At 74.1% G+C, this 15937-nt stretch carries 17 protein-coding genes; 11 read left to right on the top strand and 6 right to left on the bottom strand.

Annotated features, from left to right (window positions below):
• Nucleotides 1-39: 39 nt before the first annotated feature.
• Nucleotides 40-1551 (bottom strand): SDR family oxidoreductase, encoded by a 1512-nt coding sequence (locus ACZ4SV_RS10660; protein WP_468003204.1) that lies wholly within the window; start codon nucleotides 1549-1551, stop codon nucleotides 40-42.
• Nucleotides 1552-2085: 534 nt separating this feature from the next.
• Here ACZ4SV_RS10660 and ACZ4SV_RS10665 point away from each other — a divergent pair.
• From ACZ4SV_RS10665 to ACZ4SV_RS10675, 3 genes are all read left to right on the top strand, one after another.
• Nucleotides 2086-2163 carry a putative leader peptide gene (locus ACZ4SV_RS10665; protein WP_365882433.1) on the top strand — a complete coding sequence of 26 codons (78 nt, stop codon included), beginning with the start codon at nucleotides 2086-2088 and terminating at the stop codon, nucleotides 2161-2163.
• A 231-nt stretch (nucleotides 2164-2394) separates the two neighbouring features.
• On the top strand, nucleotides 2395-2949 hold the full coding sequence (gene ssuE / locus ACZ4SV_RS10670; protein WP_365882425.1) for an NADPH-dependent FMN reductase: 555 nt from the start codon (nucleotides 2395-2397) through the stop codon (nucleotides 2947-2949).
• Nucleotides 2950-3012: 63 nt separating this feature from the next.
• On the top strand, nucleotides 3013-4155 hold the full coding sequence (locus tag ACZ4SV_RS10675; protein WP_468003207.1) for an LLM class flavin-dependent oxidoreductase: 1143 nt from the start codon (nucleotides 3013-3015) through the stop codon (nucleotides 4153-4155).
• Nucleotides 4156-4247: 92 nt separating this feature from the next.
• Here the strand turns inward: ACZ4SV_RS10675 and ACZ4SV_RS10680 are convergent, their stop codons facing one another.
• The gene (locus ACZ4SV_RS10680) at nucleotides 4248-5342 is read right to left on the bottom strand and encodes an acyl-CoA dehydrogenase family protein (RefSeq protein WP_468003209.1); all 1095 of its coding nucleotides are present in this window, start codon (nucleotides 5340-5342) and stop codon (nucleotides 4248-4250) included.
• A 196-nt stretch (nucleotides 5343-5538) separates the two neighbouring features.
• Between ACZ4SV_RS10680 and ACZ4SV_RS10685 the strand changes: the two genes are divergently transcribed.
• The 4 genes from ACZ4SV_RS10685 to ACZ4SV_RS10700 all read left to right on the top strand — a co-directional run bounded on the left by ACZ4SV_RS10685 (nucleotide 5539) and on the right by ACZ4SV_RS10700 (nucleotide 9523).
• Complete coding sequence (locus ACZ4SV_RS10685) at nucleotides 5539-6861, top strand: aldehyde dehydrogenase family protein (RefSeq protein WP_468003211.1); 1323 nt, start codon at nucleotides 5539-5541, stop codon at nucleotides 6859-6861.
• 93 nt (nucleotides 6862-6954) lie between these two features.
• The gene (locus tag ACZ4SV_RS10690; RefSeq protein ID WP_468003213.1) at nucleotides 6955-7848 is read left to right on the top strand and encodes a M48 family metalloprotease; all 894 of its coding nucleotides are present in this window, start codon (nucleotides 6955-6957) and stop codon (nucleotides 7846-7848) included.
• Between the two features lie 176 nt (nucleotides 7849-8024).
• On the top strand, nucleotides 8025-8417 hold the full coding sequence (locus ACZ4SV_RS10695) for a VOC family protein (protein WP_397937536.1): 393 nt from the start codon (nucleotides 8025-8027) through the stop codon (nucleotides 8415-8417).
• Between the two features lie 35 nt (nucleotides 8418-8452).
• Complete coding sequence (locus ACZ4SV_RS10700) at nucleotides 8453-9523, top strand: adenosine deaminase (protein ID WP_468003216.1); 1071 nt, start codon at nucleotides 8453-8455, stop codon at nucleotides 9521-9523.
• Here the strand turns inward: ACZ4SV_RS10700 and ACZ4SV_RS10705 are convergent.
• Together ACZ4SV_RS10705 and ACZ4SV_RS10710 are read right to left on the bottom strand one after the other, a co-directional pair.
• On the bottom strand, nucleotides 9505-10020 hold the full coding sequence (locus tag ACZ4SV_RS10705) for a mycothiol transferase (protein ID WP_365877144.1): 516 nt from the start codon (nucleotides 10018-10020) through the stop codon (nucleotides 9505-9507). The two genes, ACZ4SV_RS10700 and ACZ4SV_RS10705, sit on opposite strands and share 19 nt — an antisense overlap.
• Nucleotides 10021-10140: 120 nt before the next feature.
• Nucleotides 10141-11022: a LysR family transcriptional regulator gene (locus ACZ4SV_RS10710; RefSeq protein ID WP_365877146.1), complete on the bottom strand. Its 882-nt coding sequence runs from the start codon at nucleotides 11020-11022 to the stop codon at nucleotides 10141-10143.
• A 111-nt stretch (nucleotides 11023-11133) separates the two neighbouring features.
• On the opposite strand from ACZ4SV_RS10710, the gene mgrA reads away from it, so the two are divergent.
• Nucleotides 11134-12126 (top strand): L-glyceraldehyde 3-phosphate reductase, encoded by a 993-nt coding sequence (gene mgrA, locus ACZ4SV_RS10715; RefSeq protein WP_365877148.1) that lies wholly within the window; start codon nucleotides 11134-11136, stop codon nucleotides 12124-12126.
• 124 nt (nucleotides 12127-12250) lie between these two features.
• On the opposite strand, the gene ACZ4SV_RS10720 is transcribed toward mgrA, so the two are convergent.
• On the bottom strand, nucleotides 12251-12652 hold the full coding sequence (locus ACZ4SV_RS10720; RefSeq protein ID WP_468003219.1) for a nuclear transport factor 2 family protein: 402 nt from the start codon (nucleotides 12650-12652) through the stop codon (nucleotides 12251-12253).
• Between the two features lie 343 nt (nucleotides 12653-12995).
• On the opposite strand from ACZ4SV_RS10720, the gene ACZ4SV_RS10725 reads away from it, so the two are divergent.
• Together ACZ4SV_RS10725 and ACZ4SV_RS10730 are read left to right on the top strand one after the other, a co-directional pair.
• Complete coding sequence (locus tag ACZ4SV_RS10725) at nucleotides 12996-13406, top strand: hypothetical protein (protein ID WP_365877181.1); 411 nt, start codon at nucleotides 12996-12998, stop codon at nucleotides 13404-13406.
• A 140-nt stretch (nucleotides 13407-13546) separates the two neighbouring features.
• Nucleotides 13547-13999: an ATP-binding protein gene (locus ACZ4SV_RS10730; RefSeq protein ID WP_468003221.1), complete on the top strand. Its 453-nt coding sequence runs from the start codon at nucleotides 13547-13549 to the stop codon at nucleotides 13997-13999.
• 172 nt (nucleotides 14000-14171) lie between these two features.
• Here the strand turns inward: ACZ4SV_RS10730 and ACZ4SV_RS10735 are convergent, their stop codons facing one another.
• On the bottom strand, nucleotides 14172-15056 hold the full coding sequence (locus ACZ4SV_RS10735) for an RNA polymerase sigma factor SigF (RefSeq protein ID WP_365877183.1): 885 nt from the start codon (nucleotides 15054-15056) through the stop codon (nucleotides 14172-14174).
• Between the two features lie 317 nt (nucleotides 15057-15373).
• On the opposite strand from ACZ4SV_RS10735, the gene ACZ4SV_RS10740 reads away from it, so the two are divergent.
• The gene (locus tag ACZ4SV_RS10740; RefSeq protein WP_468003223.1) at nucleotides 15374-15856 is read left to right on the top strand and encodes a VOC family protein; all 483 of its coding nucleotides are present in this window, start codon (nucleotides 15374-15376) and stop codon (nucleotides 15854-15856) included.
• Nucleotides 15857-15937 lie beyond the last annotated feature (81 nt).

Here is a 15937-nt window from a genome sequence, read left to right on the forward strand (position 1 = left end):
CGGGTCTGCGGATGCCCGGTGTGCGGCGGGGGAGGAGGGTCAGCGGGCGGGCCCGGGATACTGCCGGGCCGCCGCCCGGGCGATGTTGCGGGCCATCCCGCCGAAGACGACCGCGTGGAAGGGCGACACACCCCACCAGTAGAGGTGGCCCAGCAGCCCGCGCGGATGGAACAGGGCGCGCTGGCGATAACGGCTCCGCCCCTCGCCGTACGGTTCCGCGCACATCTCCAGCCAGGCGAGCCCCGGCAGCCGCATCTCCGCCCGCAGCCGCAGCAGCCGGCCCCGCTCGATCTCCTCCACCCGCCAGAAGTCCAGCGAGTCGCCCGCACGCAGCCGTTCCGCGTCCCGCCGGCCCCGGCGCAGACCGACCCCGCCCACCAGCCGGTCCAGCCAGCCGCGCGCGCTCCAGGCCAGCGGGAAGGAGTACCAGCCGTGCTCGCCGCCCACGCCCTCGATCACCCGCCACAGCGCGGACACCGGCGCCTGCACCACCGCCTCGCGGTGATCGGTGTACAGGCTTCCGCCGGACCAGTCCGGGTCGGTGGGCAGCGGGTCGCTGGGCGCGCCCGGCACCGCCGCGGAGGACCAGCGGGTGCTCACCCGTGCCTCGCGCACCCGGCGCAGGGCCAGCCGCACCGCCTCGTCGAAGCCGAGCGGATGCCCCGGCGGATCGGGCACGTACCGGGCGATGTCGTGCTCGTGGCAGACCACCTCGTGGCGCAGCGACTCGGTCAGGGGCCGCGCGATGGGCGCCGGCACGGGCGTGACGAGACCCACCCAGTGGCTCGACAGGCCCGGCGTGAGGACCGGCACGGACACGATGAGCCGCCTGGGCAGCCCCGCCACCCGCGCGTAGCGGACCATCATCTCCCGGTACGTCAGGATGTCCGGGCCGCCGATGTCGAAGGTCCGGTGCACCGCCTCCGGCAGCCCCGCGCAGCCGACCAGCAGCCGCAGCACGTCCCGTACGGCGATGGGCTGGATCCGGGTGCGCACCCAGCTCGGTGTCACCATCACCGGCAGCCGTTCGGTGAGGTAGCGCAGCATCTCGAAGGAGACCGAGCCCGAGCCGATGATCACCGCGGCGCGCAGCGCGGCCGTCGGCACGCCCGAGGCCAGCAGGATGCGGCCGACCTCCACCCGGGACCTCAGATGCGGCGACAACCGGTCCTCGGGCACCCCGGCCGGCGCCAGACCGCCGAGGTACACGATGCGCCGCACCCCGGCCGCCTTCGCCCGTTCCCCGAAGATCCGGGCGGCCCGGCGGTCGGTCTCCTCGAAGTCCGCGCCGCTGCCGAGCGCGTGCACCAGGTAGTACGCCACGTCGACGTCCCGCATCGCCGCGGCGACCGAACCGGCGTCCGTGACATCGCCCCGCACCACCTCCACCGCGTCCGCCCACGGATGGTCGCGCAGCTTCTCCGGGGAGCGGGCCAGACAGCGCACCCGGTGGCCGGCGGCCAGCAGCTCGGGCACGAGCCGGCCGCCGATGTAGCCCGTGGCCCCGGTCACCAGGCAGCGGAACCCGTCCGCCGAGTCGTCCTGCCGCATCGCTCGCAGCTCCTCCGTGTCGCCGGTCCCCTGGGGACACTTCCCGCCGGGGCGGGCGAGCGGACGGGGTCGTCACCGGAACGGGCGTACCAAGGGGGGCCCGGCCGTGGCGGAAGAGTGGTGCGGACGGGTCCGGTGGCCGTGGTGAGGGACCTGGAGCCGGACGCGTTCCTCGGTGAGGGACCCGGAGCCGGACGTGTTCCTCGGTGAGGGGTCTGGAGCCGGACGCGTTCCTCGGTGAGGGACCCGGAGCCGGACGCGTTCCTCGGTGAGAGGTCCGGAGCCGGACGCGTTCCTCGTGGTGGCCGACGCGCGGGCGGAGGACGGCCGGACCCGACGGCCGCCCGGCGGCCCCGCCCCGGGCCGCGGCGGCCGGACGGTCCGCCCGCACCGCCGCCGAACACGCCCCTGACGTGCGGAGGTTCAGCGGGCTCGCGGTCACGGCCCCCGGCAGCGCGCCGGTCCGCGATACGAGACCCGCCGGGATTTCCTTGACGCCTCTCACCGGCTGCTGCCACGATCAACGACATGACGATGCGACTGGACCTCACGCGGCGACGCCATGTCGATCTCGCACGCGTCTCCAGCGCCGTCTGTCGCGCCGCGGTCTGATCCGCCGCCCTTCTCCTCCTCTCCTTCCCTTCCCCTCCGGGCCTCCGGCACCCCGCGCTCCCCGTACGTCCGCGTACCGGGCGCCGTGTGCCCGACGTCCCGTCGAGCGGTCGCGCGGCAGGAGTCCCGCGTCCGCGAGCCCGGCTCGGCGGCGCACTCCTCCCGATCGCGTTTCCTCCCGGACGCCCGCCCCGCCACGGCCGTCCGGCGCACCCCAGAAACGAGGCACCCATGGCCACCGTCCTGTCCGTCTCCGGCAGCCCCTCCGCCTCCTCGCGCACCGGCCGTCTGCTGCGCCACCTGGACCAGCGGCTCATCGCCCAGGGCCACGACGTGATCCCGCTCGACGTCCGCGCCCTCCCGCCCGAGGCCCTGCTCGGCGCGGACTTCCGGCACCCGGCCATCGTCGAGGTCACCGAGCTGTTCGCCCGCGCCGACGGCGTCGTGGTCGGCACGCCCGTCTACAAGGCGTCGTACTCCGGGGTCCTCAAGGCGCTCCTGGACCTGCTCCCGCAGTACGCGCTCACCGGCAAGACCGTGCTGCCGCTGGCCACGGGCGGCTCCACCGCACATGTCCTCGCCATCGACTACGCCCTGCGGCCGGTGCTGAACTCCATGGGTGCCGCACACATAGTCCAGGGCTGGTTCACCCTCGACAAGGACATCTCCGTGCGGGAGGACGGCTCGCTGACCGTCGCGCCCGCCACCGCGGAGGCGCTGGCGCAGGTGGTGGACCAGTTCGCCGCGGCCCTGGACCGCACCCCGCTGCTGGCGGCGGCGAGCTGACCGGGCGGCGGCCCCGGCCCCCGCCTTCTCCTCCCCCCACGGACGCAAGCGATCGGAGACCCCGTGTCCCTCACCTTCCACTGGTTCCTGCCCACCAACGGCGACAGCCGCGATGTCGTCGGCGGCGGCCACGGCACCCCGGTGACCGCCTCCGGCCGCGACCGGCCCCCGACGGTCGGCTACCTGAGCCAGATCGCCCGGGCCGCCGAGGACCTGGGCTTCGTCGGTGCGCTCACCCCGACCGGTGCCTGGTGCGAGGACGCGTGGCTGACCACCGCCATGGTCAGCCGGCACACCGAACGGCTGAAGTTCCTGGTCGCCTTCCGGCCGGGCTTCCTCTCGCCGACCCTCGCCGCGCAGATGGCGGCCACGTTCCAGCGGCAGAGCGGCGGACGGCTGCTGCTCAACGTCGTCACCGGCGGCGAGAGCCAGGAACAGCGGGCCTACGGTGACTTCCTCGACAAGGACGACAGGTACCGCCGTACCGGTGAATTCCTGCACATCGTCCGGGACTTGTGGGAGGGCAAGAGCGTCGACCTGCACGGCGAGCACCTGCGGGTGGAGGGGGCGCGGCTCACCCGGCCGCCCGAGCCGGTGCCCGAGGTGTACTTCGGCGGGTCCTCACCGGCCGCCGTCGCGGTCGCGGCCCGGTACGCCGACGTGTACCTCACCTGGGGCGAGCCGCCCGCGCAGGTCGCCGAGAAGATCGCCCGGGTCAGGGAACTGGCCGAAGGCCACGGCCGTATACCCCGCTTCGGCATCCGGCTGCACGTCATCACCCGGGACACCGCGGAGCAGGCCTGGGCGGAGGCGGACCGGCTGCTCGCCGGCTTCGACCCGCACACCGTACGCACCGTGCAGGAGGGCCTGGCCCGCAGCGAGTCCGAGGGCCAGCGGCGCATGCTGGAACTGCACGGCGGCAGCCGGGACGGCCTGGAGATCCACCCCAACCTGTGGGCCGGCATCGGACTCGTACGCGGAGGCGCCGGGACGACGCTGGTCGGCAGCCACGACGAGGTCGCCGAGCGGATCAAGGAGTACCACGCCCTCGGCATCGACGAGTTCGTCCTCTCCGGCTATCCCCACCTGGAGGAGGCCTACTGGTTCGGCGAGGGCGTCCTGCCCCGGCTCGCCGCGCAGGGCCTGTGGGCGCACCCCGGCACGACGGCGGCCCGCCCGTCCGCCGCGACGCCGTTCGTGAGCTGAACACCACGCGCCGGCGGGCCGGCCGCACGGGGTTCCCTCCCACCCGAACGGGGCGCGGTCACGGCCGGCCCTCCCCGGGCGCGGGCCGCTCCTCAGCCGTCCTGTTCCCCGGCGTCCGCCGGCCCGGCGCCCAGGGCCCGAAGCTGTGCCTCGCGCGACTCGGCCGTCTGCCCCTGCACCAGCAGGAACAGCGCTTCCCGCGCGAGCCGCTGGGCGCGGGAGGCCAAGGACATCGCACGGCCGCCGCCGGCCACCACCGCCGCCGTGGTGGCCGTGCGCAGCACCTCGAACGCCTCCGCGCGCACCGCCAGCCTCTCCTGCACCCACGCCTGCGGCAGCGCCGGTCCGGCACCGGCCCGCGCCTGCGGCACCGGCCGGTCGGCCAGGTCGTAGGCCCGGCGGCGGACCTCGGCCAGGCGGGAGCGCAGCGGGGCGGCGCTGGTGTCGTCCAGGAGGGACAGTGCGGCCTGGGCCACGCCGAACACCGCCGGGTTGGCGTGCAGCGTCCTGACCCGGTCGCCGGCGGCCCAGCGGTCGTACGGCAGGTGCAGCGCCACCGCCTCCTCGGGCAGCCACAGGCCGTCCAGCTCCAGCGACACCGTGCGCGCGGCGGTCAGGGCGGCCAGCCGCATCGGCGGTGAGGCCCGCAGTCCCGGCTGCTCACGGGCGTCGGCGAAGGCGAACAGCACCTCGCCGGAGTCGGTGGCCCCGGCCAGCAGCAGCACGTCGTTCAGACCCCAGCCGGTGTACCAGGGCACGGTCCCGTCGAACCGCCAGCCGCCGTCCTGCCGCCGGACCCGCACCGGGCGGCGCGGATACGCCCGTAGCTGCGCGTACGCCACCCCGGCCAGCAGCTCGCCCCGGGATAGCGGGCCCAGCAGCCGGTCCCGCACCGGGCCTTCGCCACGCGCCAGGGTCTGCACCGGCGTGTGGTGCTGGGTCTGCACGAACCACGTCGCACAGCACGCCCCGGCCAGGATCTCCGCGGTCTCCCGCAGCACGGCGACCGGTGCCCCCGCGCCCCCGTGGTCCGCCGGCGCGACGACCCCGAGCAGTCCCGACCGCTTCACCGCCTCGATATGGCTCGCGGGCACCCCCTCCCGGTCCACCCGCTCGGCCTCGGGCAGGAGCAGTTCGGTGGCGAGCCGGCGGGCGCGGACGACGAGCGGATGCGAGGTGGGATCCATGCGGACGATTCTTCCCCGCGTCCGGTTCCCGGTCCCGCCCGGACCGTTCCCGCGCGTCCGGCCCGCGCCGCGAGGTGACGCTCGTCACCCGGCCGGCTGTCCGGAATGAACTTGAGGACATGAAAGGTTGGCATATGCATCTGACCGACCACCGCACCGCGGGCCGCCCAGGCCCGCGCACCCCCAGCGAGGCACCGTGAACCACCCCCTGCCCGAGCGGCCCGCCGACGTCGTGGCCCGGCTGCGCGCCACCTTCCGCACCGGCCGCACCCGGTCCGCCGACTGGCGCACCGGCCAGCTGCGCCGGCTGCGCGCCCTGCTCACGGAGAGCGGCGCCGACCTCGCCGCCGCCCTCCGCGCCGACCTCGGCAAGAGCAGCACCGAGGCCTATCGCACCGAGATCGACTTCACCGTCCGGGAGATCGACCACACCCTGGAGCACCTGGCGGACTGGCTGCGCCCCGAACCCGCGCCCGTCCCGGCACACCTGGGCGCGGACGCCACGGCCTGGACGCAGTACGAACCGCTGGGCGTCGTCCTCGTCATCGCGCCCTGGAACTACCCGGCGCAGCTCCTGCTCGCCCCCCTGGTCGGCGCGCTGGCCTCCGGCAACACGGTCGTCGCCAAGCCCAGCGAGCTGGCCCCGGCCACCTCCGCCGCGCTGGCCCGGCTGCTCCCGGCCTACCTGGACACGGACGCGGTCGCCGTCGTCGAGGGCGGGGTCCCGGAGACCACGGCCCTGCTGGCCGAGCGGTTCGACCACATCTTCTACACCGGCAACGGCACCGTCGGCCGTGTCGTCATGCGGGCCGCCGCCGAGCACCTCACCCCGGTCACCCTCGAACTCGGCGGCAAGTCACCGGTGTTCGTGGACCGCGGCACCGATCTCGACGTGGTCGCGGACCGGCTCGCCCGCGGGAAGTTCCTCAACGCCGGCCAGACCTGCGTCGCCCCCGACTACGTCCTGACCGACCCGCAGACCGCCCCGGCCCTGGAGGCGGCGCTCGTCCGCGCGGTCGAGGGCCTGTTCGGCGCCGACCCGGCGCGCTCGCCCGAGTACGGCCGGATCGTCAACGAACGGCACTTCGACCGGCTGTCGGGCCTGCTCGACTCCGGGCGGGTCGCCGTCGGCGGCGTCGGGAACCGGGCGGACCGCTATCTCGCGCCGACGGTCCTCGCGGACGTCGACCCCGGGTCGCCGGTCATGCGGGAGGAGATCTTCGGCCCGATCCTGCCCATCGTCACCGTGCCCGGCCTGGACGAGGCGATCGGGTTCATCAACGACCGCGACAAGCCGCTCGCCCTGTACGTCTTCAGCGAGTCGGAGGAGACCCGCGCGCGCATCGCCGCCGAGACCTCCTCGGGCGCCCTCGGCCACGGCCTGCCCCTCGCCCATCTGACCGTCTCCGACCTGCCGTTCGGCGGGGTGGGGGAGAGCGGCATGGGCAGCTATCACGGCCGCTACTCCATCGAGACGTTCAGCCACCGCAAGGCGGTCCTGGCCAAGCCGCTGAGCTGAGCCGCCGAGCGCGGCCACCCGGACCCGGCCGCGAACGGGCCGGGTCCGGCGGCGAACGGGCCGGGTCCGGAGGTGAACGGGCCGGGTCCGGGGGTGAACGGGCCGGGTCCGGCCGTGCGGGCGCCGGGCCCGGCCGCCGCGCTGTGGTCCGTCGCCGGCTGCGCGGTCCTCCTGGCCGGCTGCTCGGCGGTGGCCCTCGGCCTGCTCCTCCTGCTCGGCCTGTTGAAGCTGCCGTTCTTCGCCGCGCTCGGCGAACTGGTCCACCCGCTGCGCACCGCCCCCGCCGGCTTCGCGGTCCCGGCCGCCGCCGTCTCGGCCGGCCTGCTCCTGCACGGCGGAGGGACCCTCGCCCGCGCGGCCCTGGCGGAGGTCCGGGCCTTCCGCGCGGCCCGCGCCGAGGCCGGCCGCCGGCCCGCCGCCGGCGGCCTGTGCGTGATCGTCTCGCCCCGGCCCGACGCCTACGCCCTGCCCGGCCGCCCGCACCGGATCGTCGTCACCACGGCGATGCTGCGCAGCCTGGACGGTCCCGAGCGGGAGGCGCTGCTCGCCCATGAGCGGGCGCACAGCGCGGGCGGCCACGACTACGCCCTCGCCGCCGCCGGACTCGCGGCGCACTGCCATCCCGCGCTGCGCCGGGTCCGCGCCGCCGTCCGGCTCGCGGCCGAGCGCGCCGCCGACGAGACCGCCGCCGCCTCGGTCGGCGACCGCGCGCTGACCGCCCGCGCCATCGCCCGCGCGGCGCTCGCCGCCCAGGCCGCCGGGACCGCCCGGCCCGCCCGCCCCGGCTTCGCGCCCGGCGCGGCCACCGGCCCGGTCCCGCAGCGCGTCCGGGCCCTGCTCGCCGCCCCGGGCCCGCCGCCGGGCGCCCGCCGTGCCGTCGGCGCGCTGCCCGCCGCCTGTGCCGTCCTGTCCTGCGCGGCCTCGGCCACGGCGACGGCCGACGTCCACCACCGGGTGGAGATCACCCAGGGCGAGGAGACGGCCTGACGGTCCCGCCCCGACGGGCCCGCTCCACACGGCCGTCCCCGCACTCCACCGATACCGCCGGGCCCTGCGCGCACCGCCGCTCCGCCCTCGTGTGACGCGCGTAGAAACAGGACTGGCGCCCCGGTAGTTTTACGTATAACCTCACCGGCTAACCACCCCCGCACCGGAAGGCCGCCATGCGTCGCGTCGCCCTGGTCACCCTCGTCGTACCCGACTACGACGAGGCGATCCGCTTCTACACCGAGGCCCTCGGATTCCGCCTCGCCGAGGACGCCCCGCGCCCCGACGGCTCCCGCTGGGTCGTCGTGGAGCCCGGCGGCGACGGGCCCGGCACCGGACTGCTGCTGGCCCGCGCCAAGGACGCCGGCCAGCGCGCCCGGATCGGCGACCAGACCGGCGGACGCGTCGGCTTCTTCCTGCACACCGACGACTTCGCCCGCGACCACGCCCGGATGACCGCCGCCGGCGTGACCTTCCTGGAGCAGCCGCGCCACGAGCCGTACGGCACGGTCGCCGTCTTCCAGGACCTGTACGGCAACCGCTGGGACCTGCTCCAGCCCGCCGCCTGACCCGCCCGGAACCACCGCTGAGGAAAGCCCCTGCCATGACCGCGCCCCGCATCGACACCGAGACCCTCCGCCGGCTGCCCAAGGCCGTCCTGCACGACCACCTCGACGGCGGCCTGCGCCCCGCCACCGTCGTCGAACTCGCCGACGCGGCCGGCCACACGCTGCCCACCACCGACCCGGCCCAACTGGCCGCCTGGTACGTCGAGGCCGCCGATTCGGGCGACCTGGTCCGCTACATCGCCACCTTCGAGCACACCCTCGCCGTCATGCAGACCCGCGAGGGCCTGCTGCGCACCGCCGAGGAGTACGTCCTCGACCTCGCCGCCGACGGCGTCGTCTACGCGGAGGTGCGCTACGCCCCCGAGCTGATGCTCGCCGGCGGCCTCACGCTGAACGAGGTCGTCGAGTCCGTGCAGGAGGGCCTGGCCGCCGGCATGGCGAAGGCCGCGGCGGCCGGCACCCCGGTCCGGGTCGGCACCCTCCTGTGCGGGATGCGCATGTTCGACCGGGTGCGCGAGGCCGCCGGTCTGGCCGTCGCCTACCGGGACGCCGGTGTCGTCGGCTTCGACATCGCCGGCGCCGAGGACGGCTTCCCGCCCGCCGACCACCTCGACGCCTTCGCGTACCTGCGCGGCGAGAGCGTGCCGTTCACCATCCACGCCGGCGAGGCGCACGGCCTGCCCAGCATCCACCAGGCGCTCCAGGTGTGCGGCGCCCAGCGCATCGGCCACGGCGTGCGCCTCACCGAGGACATCGTGGACGGCAAGCTGGGCCGCCTCGCGTCCTGGGTGCGCGACCGCCGCATCGCCCTGGAGATGTGTCCCACGTCCAACCTCCAGACCGGCTGCGCCACCTCCATCGCCGAGCACCCCATCACCGCCCTGAAGGACCTGGGCTTCCGGGTCACGCTGAACACGGACAACCGCCTGGTGTCCGGTACGACGATGACCCGCGAGATGTCCCTGCTGGTGGAGCAGGCCGGCTGGACCGTCGAGGATCTGCGCACGGTCACGGTGAACGCCCTGAAGAGCGCGTTCCTGCCGTTCGACGAGCGCAAGGCCCTCATCGAGGACGTCGTCCTGCCGGGCTACGCCGCCGCGCTCTGAACCAGTCCCCTGAGGTAGGCGGCCTGTCCGACGTGCTGGAGATCGTCGGACAGGACGCTGACCAGGCGCACGCCCAGAGTGACCGGGGGGTCCCAGCGCTCGTCCACGACGCGTTCCAGGTCCTTGGCGGCGAGCGTGCGCAGCGCGCCGAGGGTCTGCTCGTGCACGGCGTCGTAGTACCCGGTCAGCAGGCCGGCCGACTCCACCCGCACCTTCGCGACCTTGGCCGGGGTGTGCCCGTAGCCCGTGTCGTGCCGGGGCAGGTCCAGCCCGAACCGCTTCTCCCAGCCCTGCGCGAGCCACACCTGGTCCAGGTCGAAGGCGTCGGCGATGTGGTCGTCCTGGACCCGGGTGAGGTGCCAGACCAGCCAGGCGACGGAGTTGGCGTCGGGGGCCGGGCGGTGGTGCAGGGCGTCCGGGCCGAGCCCGTCGAGGGCGGCGTGGACTTCTTCCTGGATGCGGCCGTAGCCGTCGATGAGGATGTCCTTGGCATGCATACGTCCACCATCGCAAACCACCGCCGCTCACGCGTCCGTAACCCGGCAGCCGGCGGTCTGCTTCCGCAGCGGCTGTCCGGCGATCCGGTGCCGGGCGCGTCCTGACGGCCCCGCAAGGCGTCAGGTTCCCGTTTCCAGCAGGGTGACCAGTGCCCGGGCGGCCGGGCTCGTGGCCCGCTCCGGCGGCAGCAGGGCCACCGTCTCGTACGCCGTCTCGGCCGTGCCCTTCAACGGCAGCGCCGTGAGCGACGGCCGTTTGTGCCGGAAGTGCCGGGGCACGACCGCGATGCCCAGGTTCTCGTCCACCAGGTCCAGCAGACTGTGCACGTCGTTGACCTCCAGGGCGACCGTGCGCCGGATGCCGGCCGCGGTGAACGCCGCGTCGGTGGTGCGGCGCGGGCCCCAGTCCGGGTGGAAGTCGACGAAGACCTCGCCGGCGAGGCCGTCCGGGCCGAGCACGGCCGGGGCCGAGGCGAGCCGGTGGCTGGGATGGCACAGCACGGTCATCGGCTCGCCGGCCAGGGAGACCGAGCGCAACTGGTCGGTGTCGGCCTGGGTGCGGTAGGCGAAGGCCAGGTCGAGCCGCCCGGCCGCGACCTCCTCCGCCAGCTCGCCCGAGCCGGCCTGCCGCAGCCGGATCTCCACGTCCGGGTGCCGGCCCCGGAAGGCCGCCAGCAGCCGGGCCACGTCCACCCCGGCGATGCACTGCTCGGTGCCGAGGGCCAGCGTGCCGCGCAGCACCCCCTGCACCGCCGCCACGGCCTCGTGCGCCGCCCGCACCTGCGCGAGGATCCGCTCGGCCTCCGCAAGCAGCGCCCGGCCCGCCTCCGTCAGCGTCACCCGGCGCGTGGTCCGTACGAACAGCGGCGCCCGCAGCTCCCGCTCCAGCGCCCGGATGGACGCCGACAGGCCGGACTGGGACACCATGAGGCGTTCGGCGGCCCGGGTGAAGTGCTGGTCCTCGGCGACCGCCACGAAGTGCTGGAGATGGCGCAGTTCCATGATTGAGAACCCTAGCCGCTGAATTCCATCGGATTCTTCTGTTGGACCACTGCCCGGCGCCGGGGGAAGAGTGGAACCGGTAGATCCGTGCCCACCCCTCATGGAGTCGCGTTGTACACCGCACACCCCGACCGCTACGCCGACATGCCCTACCGGCGCACCGGACGCAGCGGCCTGAAGCTGCCGGCCCTGTCGCTCGGCCTGTGGCACAACTTCGGCCCGGACCGTCCCGTCGAGACGCAGCGGGCCATCCTCCGCCGCGCCTTCGACCTGGGCGTGACCCACTTCGACCTGGCGAACAACTACGGCCCGCCGCCCGGCGCCGCCGAGTCCGCGTTCGGCGCGGCGCTCAAGGAGGACTTCGCCCGCTACCGCGACGAGCTGGTGATCTCCACCAAGGCCGGCTACCGGATGTGGTCCGGGCCGTACGGCGAGTGGGGCTCGCGCAAGTACCTGCTGTCCTCGCTCGACCAGAGCCTGGCGCGGATGGGCCTGGAGTACGTCGACATCTTCTACTCCCACCGCCCCGACCCGGACACTCCGCTGGAGGAGACGATGGGCGCGCTGCACTCGGCGGTGCAGCAGGGCAAGGCGCTGTACGTCGGCGTCTCCAACTACTCCGCCGAGCAGACCCGCGAGGCCGCCCGCATCCTCGCCGGCCTCGGCACCCCGCTCCTCATCCACCAGCCGCGCTACTCGATGCTCGACCGGCGCCCCGAGGACGAGGGCCTGCTCGACGCCCTGGACGAACTCCAGGTCGGCTCCATCGTCTACTCCCCGCTGGAGCAGGGCCTGCTCACGGGCCGCTACCTCGACGGCATCCCCGAGGACTCCCGGGCCGCGAGCGACAGCCCGTTCCTGAACTCGGACGCGGTCACCGAGGACCTGGTCGCCCGGCTGCGCGCGCTCGACGAGGTGGCCGGCTCCCGTGGCCAGAGCCTGGCCCAGCTCGCCCTGGCCTGGGTGCTGCGGGCCGGCCGGGTGACGTCGGCGCTGGTCGGCGCGAGCAGCGCGCGCCAGCTCGAGGACAGCGTGGCGGCCATCCGCAACCTGGAGTTCGACGCCGGGGAACTGGCTCGGATCGACGCCATCGTCAAGCAGTGACCTCCCCGGCGCCGGCCCTCCGGCGCCGGTCCCGCACGAGCCCGCCCGCTCCCGCATGAGCCCGCCCCCGCACGAGCCCGGCCGCCCGCCCAGGGTGGCCGGGCTCACGCGTGCGGCGGGCTCCTCACGCGCCGGCCGGCACCCGGTCGAGGAAGCCGAGCACGGAGCGGATACGGCCGTCCGCGTCCAGCGTGAGCACGTCCGAGCCGGCCACCGGCGCGGACCCGTCGGCCTCGCTCACCAGCTCCCAGGAGAAGCGTGCCGTGTGGTGGTGGCCGTCCACGGCTCCGAGGGGCCGGAAGACGAAACCGGGGAACTGCTCGTGGACGGCGGCGATCACGGCCGCGATCTCGTCGTGCCCGCGTACGTCGGCGAGCGGGTCGGTGTATCCGCCGTCCTCGGTCCAGGCGGCGGCCACCGCCTGCGCCGGCTGCTGCGGGCCGGTCGCGTTCCAGGCGTCGAAATACCGGGCCACGGCGGTCGCGTAACGGTCGGTGGTCACGTCACGGTGAGTGGTCGCGGACATGGGAGATCAGCCTCCGTCGAAGGATCGTTACTGGTCAGGAACCGGACGCGGCCTGCGGCGACCCGGTGGGTCCACCCTGCCCGGCGCGGTCGCGGCCCGTCGATTACCCCGGAGGTCATGGCCGGGCCCCTCGGAGCCGTCGCGGAGCCGCCGGATTCCGGCCAGCGGGCGCGCTGAATATGCCAACAGACTGGCCGGAAAGACATGGTGACAGTGATTCAGCGGTGAACATACTCGTCTGTGCGGCCTTCACTTCCAGCGAAGGCCCGATCACCCACCGCACATGAGCCGCACCGAGAGCGAGGCCCGCCGGCTGGCGAACGCCGCGGACGGGGGAGGGCGCATGCACGACGAGTTCCTGTGCCATGTCACGGCGTACGGTGTCTGCGGCGGACGGCGTATCGGCGTGCCCCTCGGCACCTACCGGGCACCTACGCTCGCCCTCGCCCTGTGGTGGCTGCGCGACCGCGCGAGCTGGATCGCGGACCGGCTCGACCCACGGCCCGAGACCGCGCACTTCCCGCCGAACGCGCTCGTGCCGGTCGCCGACACCGTGCCCGACGTACCCGCCGTGCTGCGCGCCTGGTGCGGCGATCCGGACCGGCAGGAGCTGGTCGCCGACGAGCTGGCGGCGGGCAGGCTGGTGCGGATCGTGACCGGCGACGAGACCACCGAGTACGAGCTGCTCGCCGAGTCCGTCGACGCGCTGCGCATGCAGCGGACCATACCGGGGCTGGTCCTTCCCGTAGCCTGACCGGCGGCCCGGCCGCGTCTTCGTGACACTCACCACTGTGTGCCGCCGACGCGCGGTTCGGGTGGACTTAAGGGCCCGACTCGGGGTACGAGGACTGGTGCACCATCGACCGGCCGGACCGGGTATTCGAGAGAGACAGCATGACGGAGCATCTGGGCGGGGCAGTGATACCGAGTGGTTTCGACGTACCCGTGGAACCGCTGCGCCGCGCCGCGCACTACACCGGCGACCCCGGCTGCATCGCCGAGGCCCGTGCCTTCGCCGCCCAGTTCCTCCAGCAGTTGCGGACCGAGTGGTGCGCCACCGCCGACAGCCGTGCCGACGGCGAGCTGCTGCTCCTGGTGAGCGAACTGGTCACCAACGCCGACCGGCACAGCAGCGGCCCGTACATCCTGGAGCTGGAGGGCACGGGCACCTCGGTCGTGGTGTCCGTGTACGACAGCAGTACGGCGCTGCCCCGCAGGTTCCCCAAGAACCCGGAGCGCGTCGGCCGGCACGGGCTGGAGATCGTGCACGCGCTGGCCTCGGAGGTCACCGTGGAACGCGTCCCCGTGGGCAAGCGGGTCCGGGCCGTCTTCCCGCTGCACCGCTGATCCGTCTGAACCGCTGACCCGTCGAGAACACAAACGTCGCCCCGCCGAGAACCGCTCCACACCGTCGCCCCCTCGCGCCGGCGAGGACCGCTGTACGGCTCCCGGCCGCCGGAGGATGCCGGTGGAGCCGGGGGAGGCGCTGCCCGATGGAGGCGCCTCCCGGGCACCGGGGTCAGGCGCAGCCCAGTTCGCCGAGCATCCCCTGCCGCAGCCGGGCGATGATCCGCTTGATCAGCCGCGAGACGTGCATCTGGGAGCAGCCCAGCCGCTCGCCGATCTCCGCCTGCGTGGCCTCCTCCACGAACCGCAGGTGGAGGATCTGCCGGTCGCGGTCGCTCAGCTCCGCCATCAGCGGGGCGAGCGCGTGGAAGTCCTCCACGAGCCGCAGGCCCTCCTCCTCCACACCGATGAAGTCGGCGAGCACCGCCTCGCCGTCCTCGGGGCCGTCACCGGTGAGCGCGGCGTCCAGGGAGGCGGAGTTGTAGCCGTTGGAGGCGAGCTGCGCCTCGATCACCTCGTTCTCGGAGAGGTTCATCAGCGTGGCCAGTTCGGCGACCGTCGGGTCCCGGTCCAGCCGGCTGGACAGCTCCTCGCGGGCCTTGGCCAGCTCCACCCGCAGTTCCTGGAGGCGGCGCGGCACATGGACGGCCCAGGTGGTGTCCCGGAAGAACCGCTTGATCTCACCCACGATGTACGGCAGCGCGAACGAGGTGAACTCCACCTCGCGCGCCAGCTCGAACCGGTCGATCGCCTTGATCAGACCGATCATGCCGGTCTGGACGATGTCCTCCATGTCGTCGCCGCGGCCCCGGAACCGTCCGGCCGCGAAGCGCACCAGCGACATGTTCATCTCGATGAGGGTGTTGCGCGCGTACTGGTACGCGTGCGTGCCCTCTTCCAGCTCGGTCAGCCGGCGGAAGAACTGGCGGGACAGCTCGCGCGCGTCCCGCGGGGCGACGGACGCCGGGTCCGCGATGCCGGGCAGCCCGCCCGTGCTGTCCTGCTCGGTCTGCTCGACGACCTCTGCTTCCGACCGGGTCCCGGCGGCGGTCTTCATTGCCTCTCCCACGAAAGTCACGGTGCGACGTTGTGCCTCTACGGTCTCTGTGCTCGGTGCCGGCCAGCTCGGGTGCCGAGCGCGTACCCACTTTTCCATAGGTCATACACCCTCGCCGAACCGCTCACGGCCCGGGTACCCCCGGTCACGCCGTGCATGCCCATGTCGCACTGCACTGGCGTGAAACAGCCGGTCACCACCCTGGATTTCCCTCAGGGCGCAATTGTGGCCGCACCGATGAGTTCCGCGCCCGGCGGGGGTCTTCCTCCATGACGATGACGTGTTCCCCACTCCGCCACACGCCCCGGGAGGCGCTCATGACCACCGACGGATTCCTCACCTGCCTCTGGTTCGACGGCCGGGCGGAGGAGGCCGCGCACTACTACGTGTCGGTCTTCGAGAACTCCGCCGTCGGACGGGTCGTCCGCTGGCCCGAGGACGGGCCCGGGCCGGCCGGTTCCGTGCTGACCGTGGAGTTCACCGCCAACGGCCACCGGTTCCTCGCGCTCGACGGCGGTCCCCAGTTCACGTTCAACGAGGCCGTCTCCTTCCAGATCCTCTGCGCCGACCAGGAGGAGATCGACTCCTACTGGACGAAGCTCACCGGGGACGGCGGCGAGGGCGGCTCGTGCGGCTGGCTCAAGGACAAGTACGGCCTGTCCTGGCAGGTCGTCTACGCCCCGCTGCTGCAAATGATCGCCGACCCGGACGCGCGGAAGGCCGCGCGCGCCACCCGGGCCATGATGGGCATGGGCAAGCTGGACGCCGCGGAGCTGGAGAAGGCGTACGCGGGGGAGTAGCGGAGCGGTCGGGTGGGCGGAGCGCGGGCGCGGCCCGCGCCTTCGTCCCGCCCCGAAGCGCCGCCCGCATGCGGCTCCCGG

Source organism: Streptomyces sp. NPDC027672 (genome assembly GCF_055566335.1).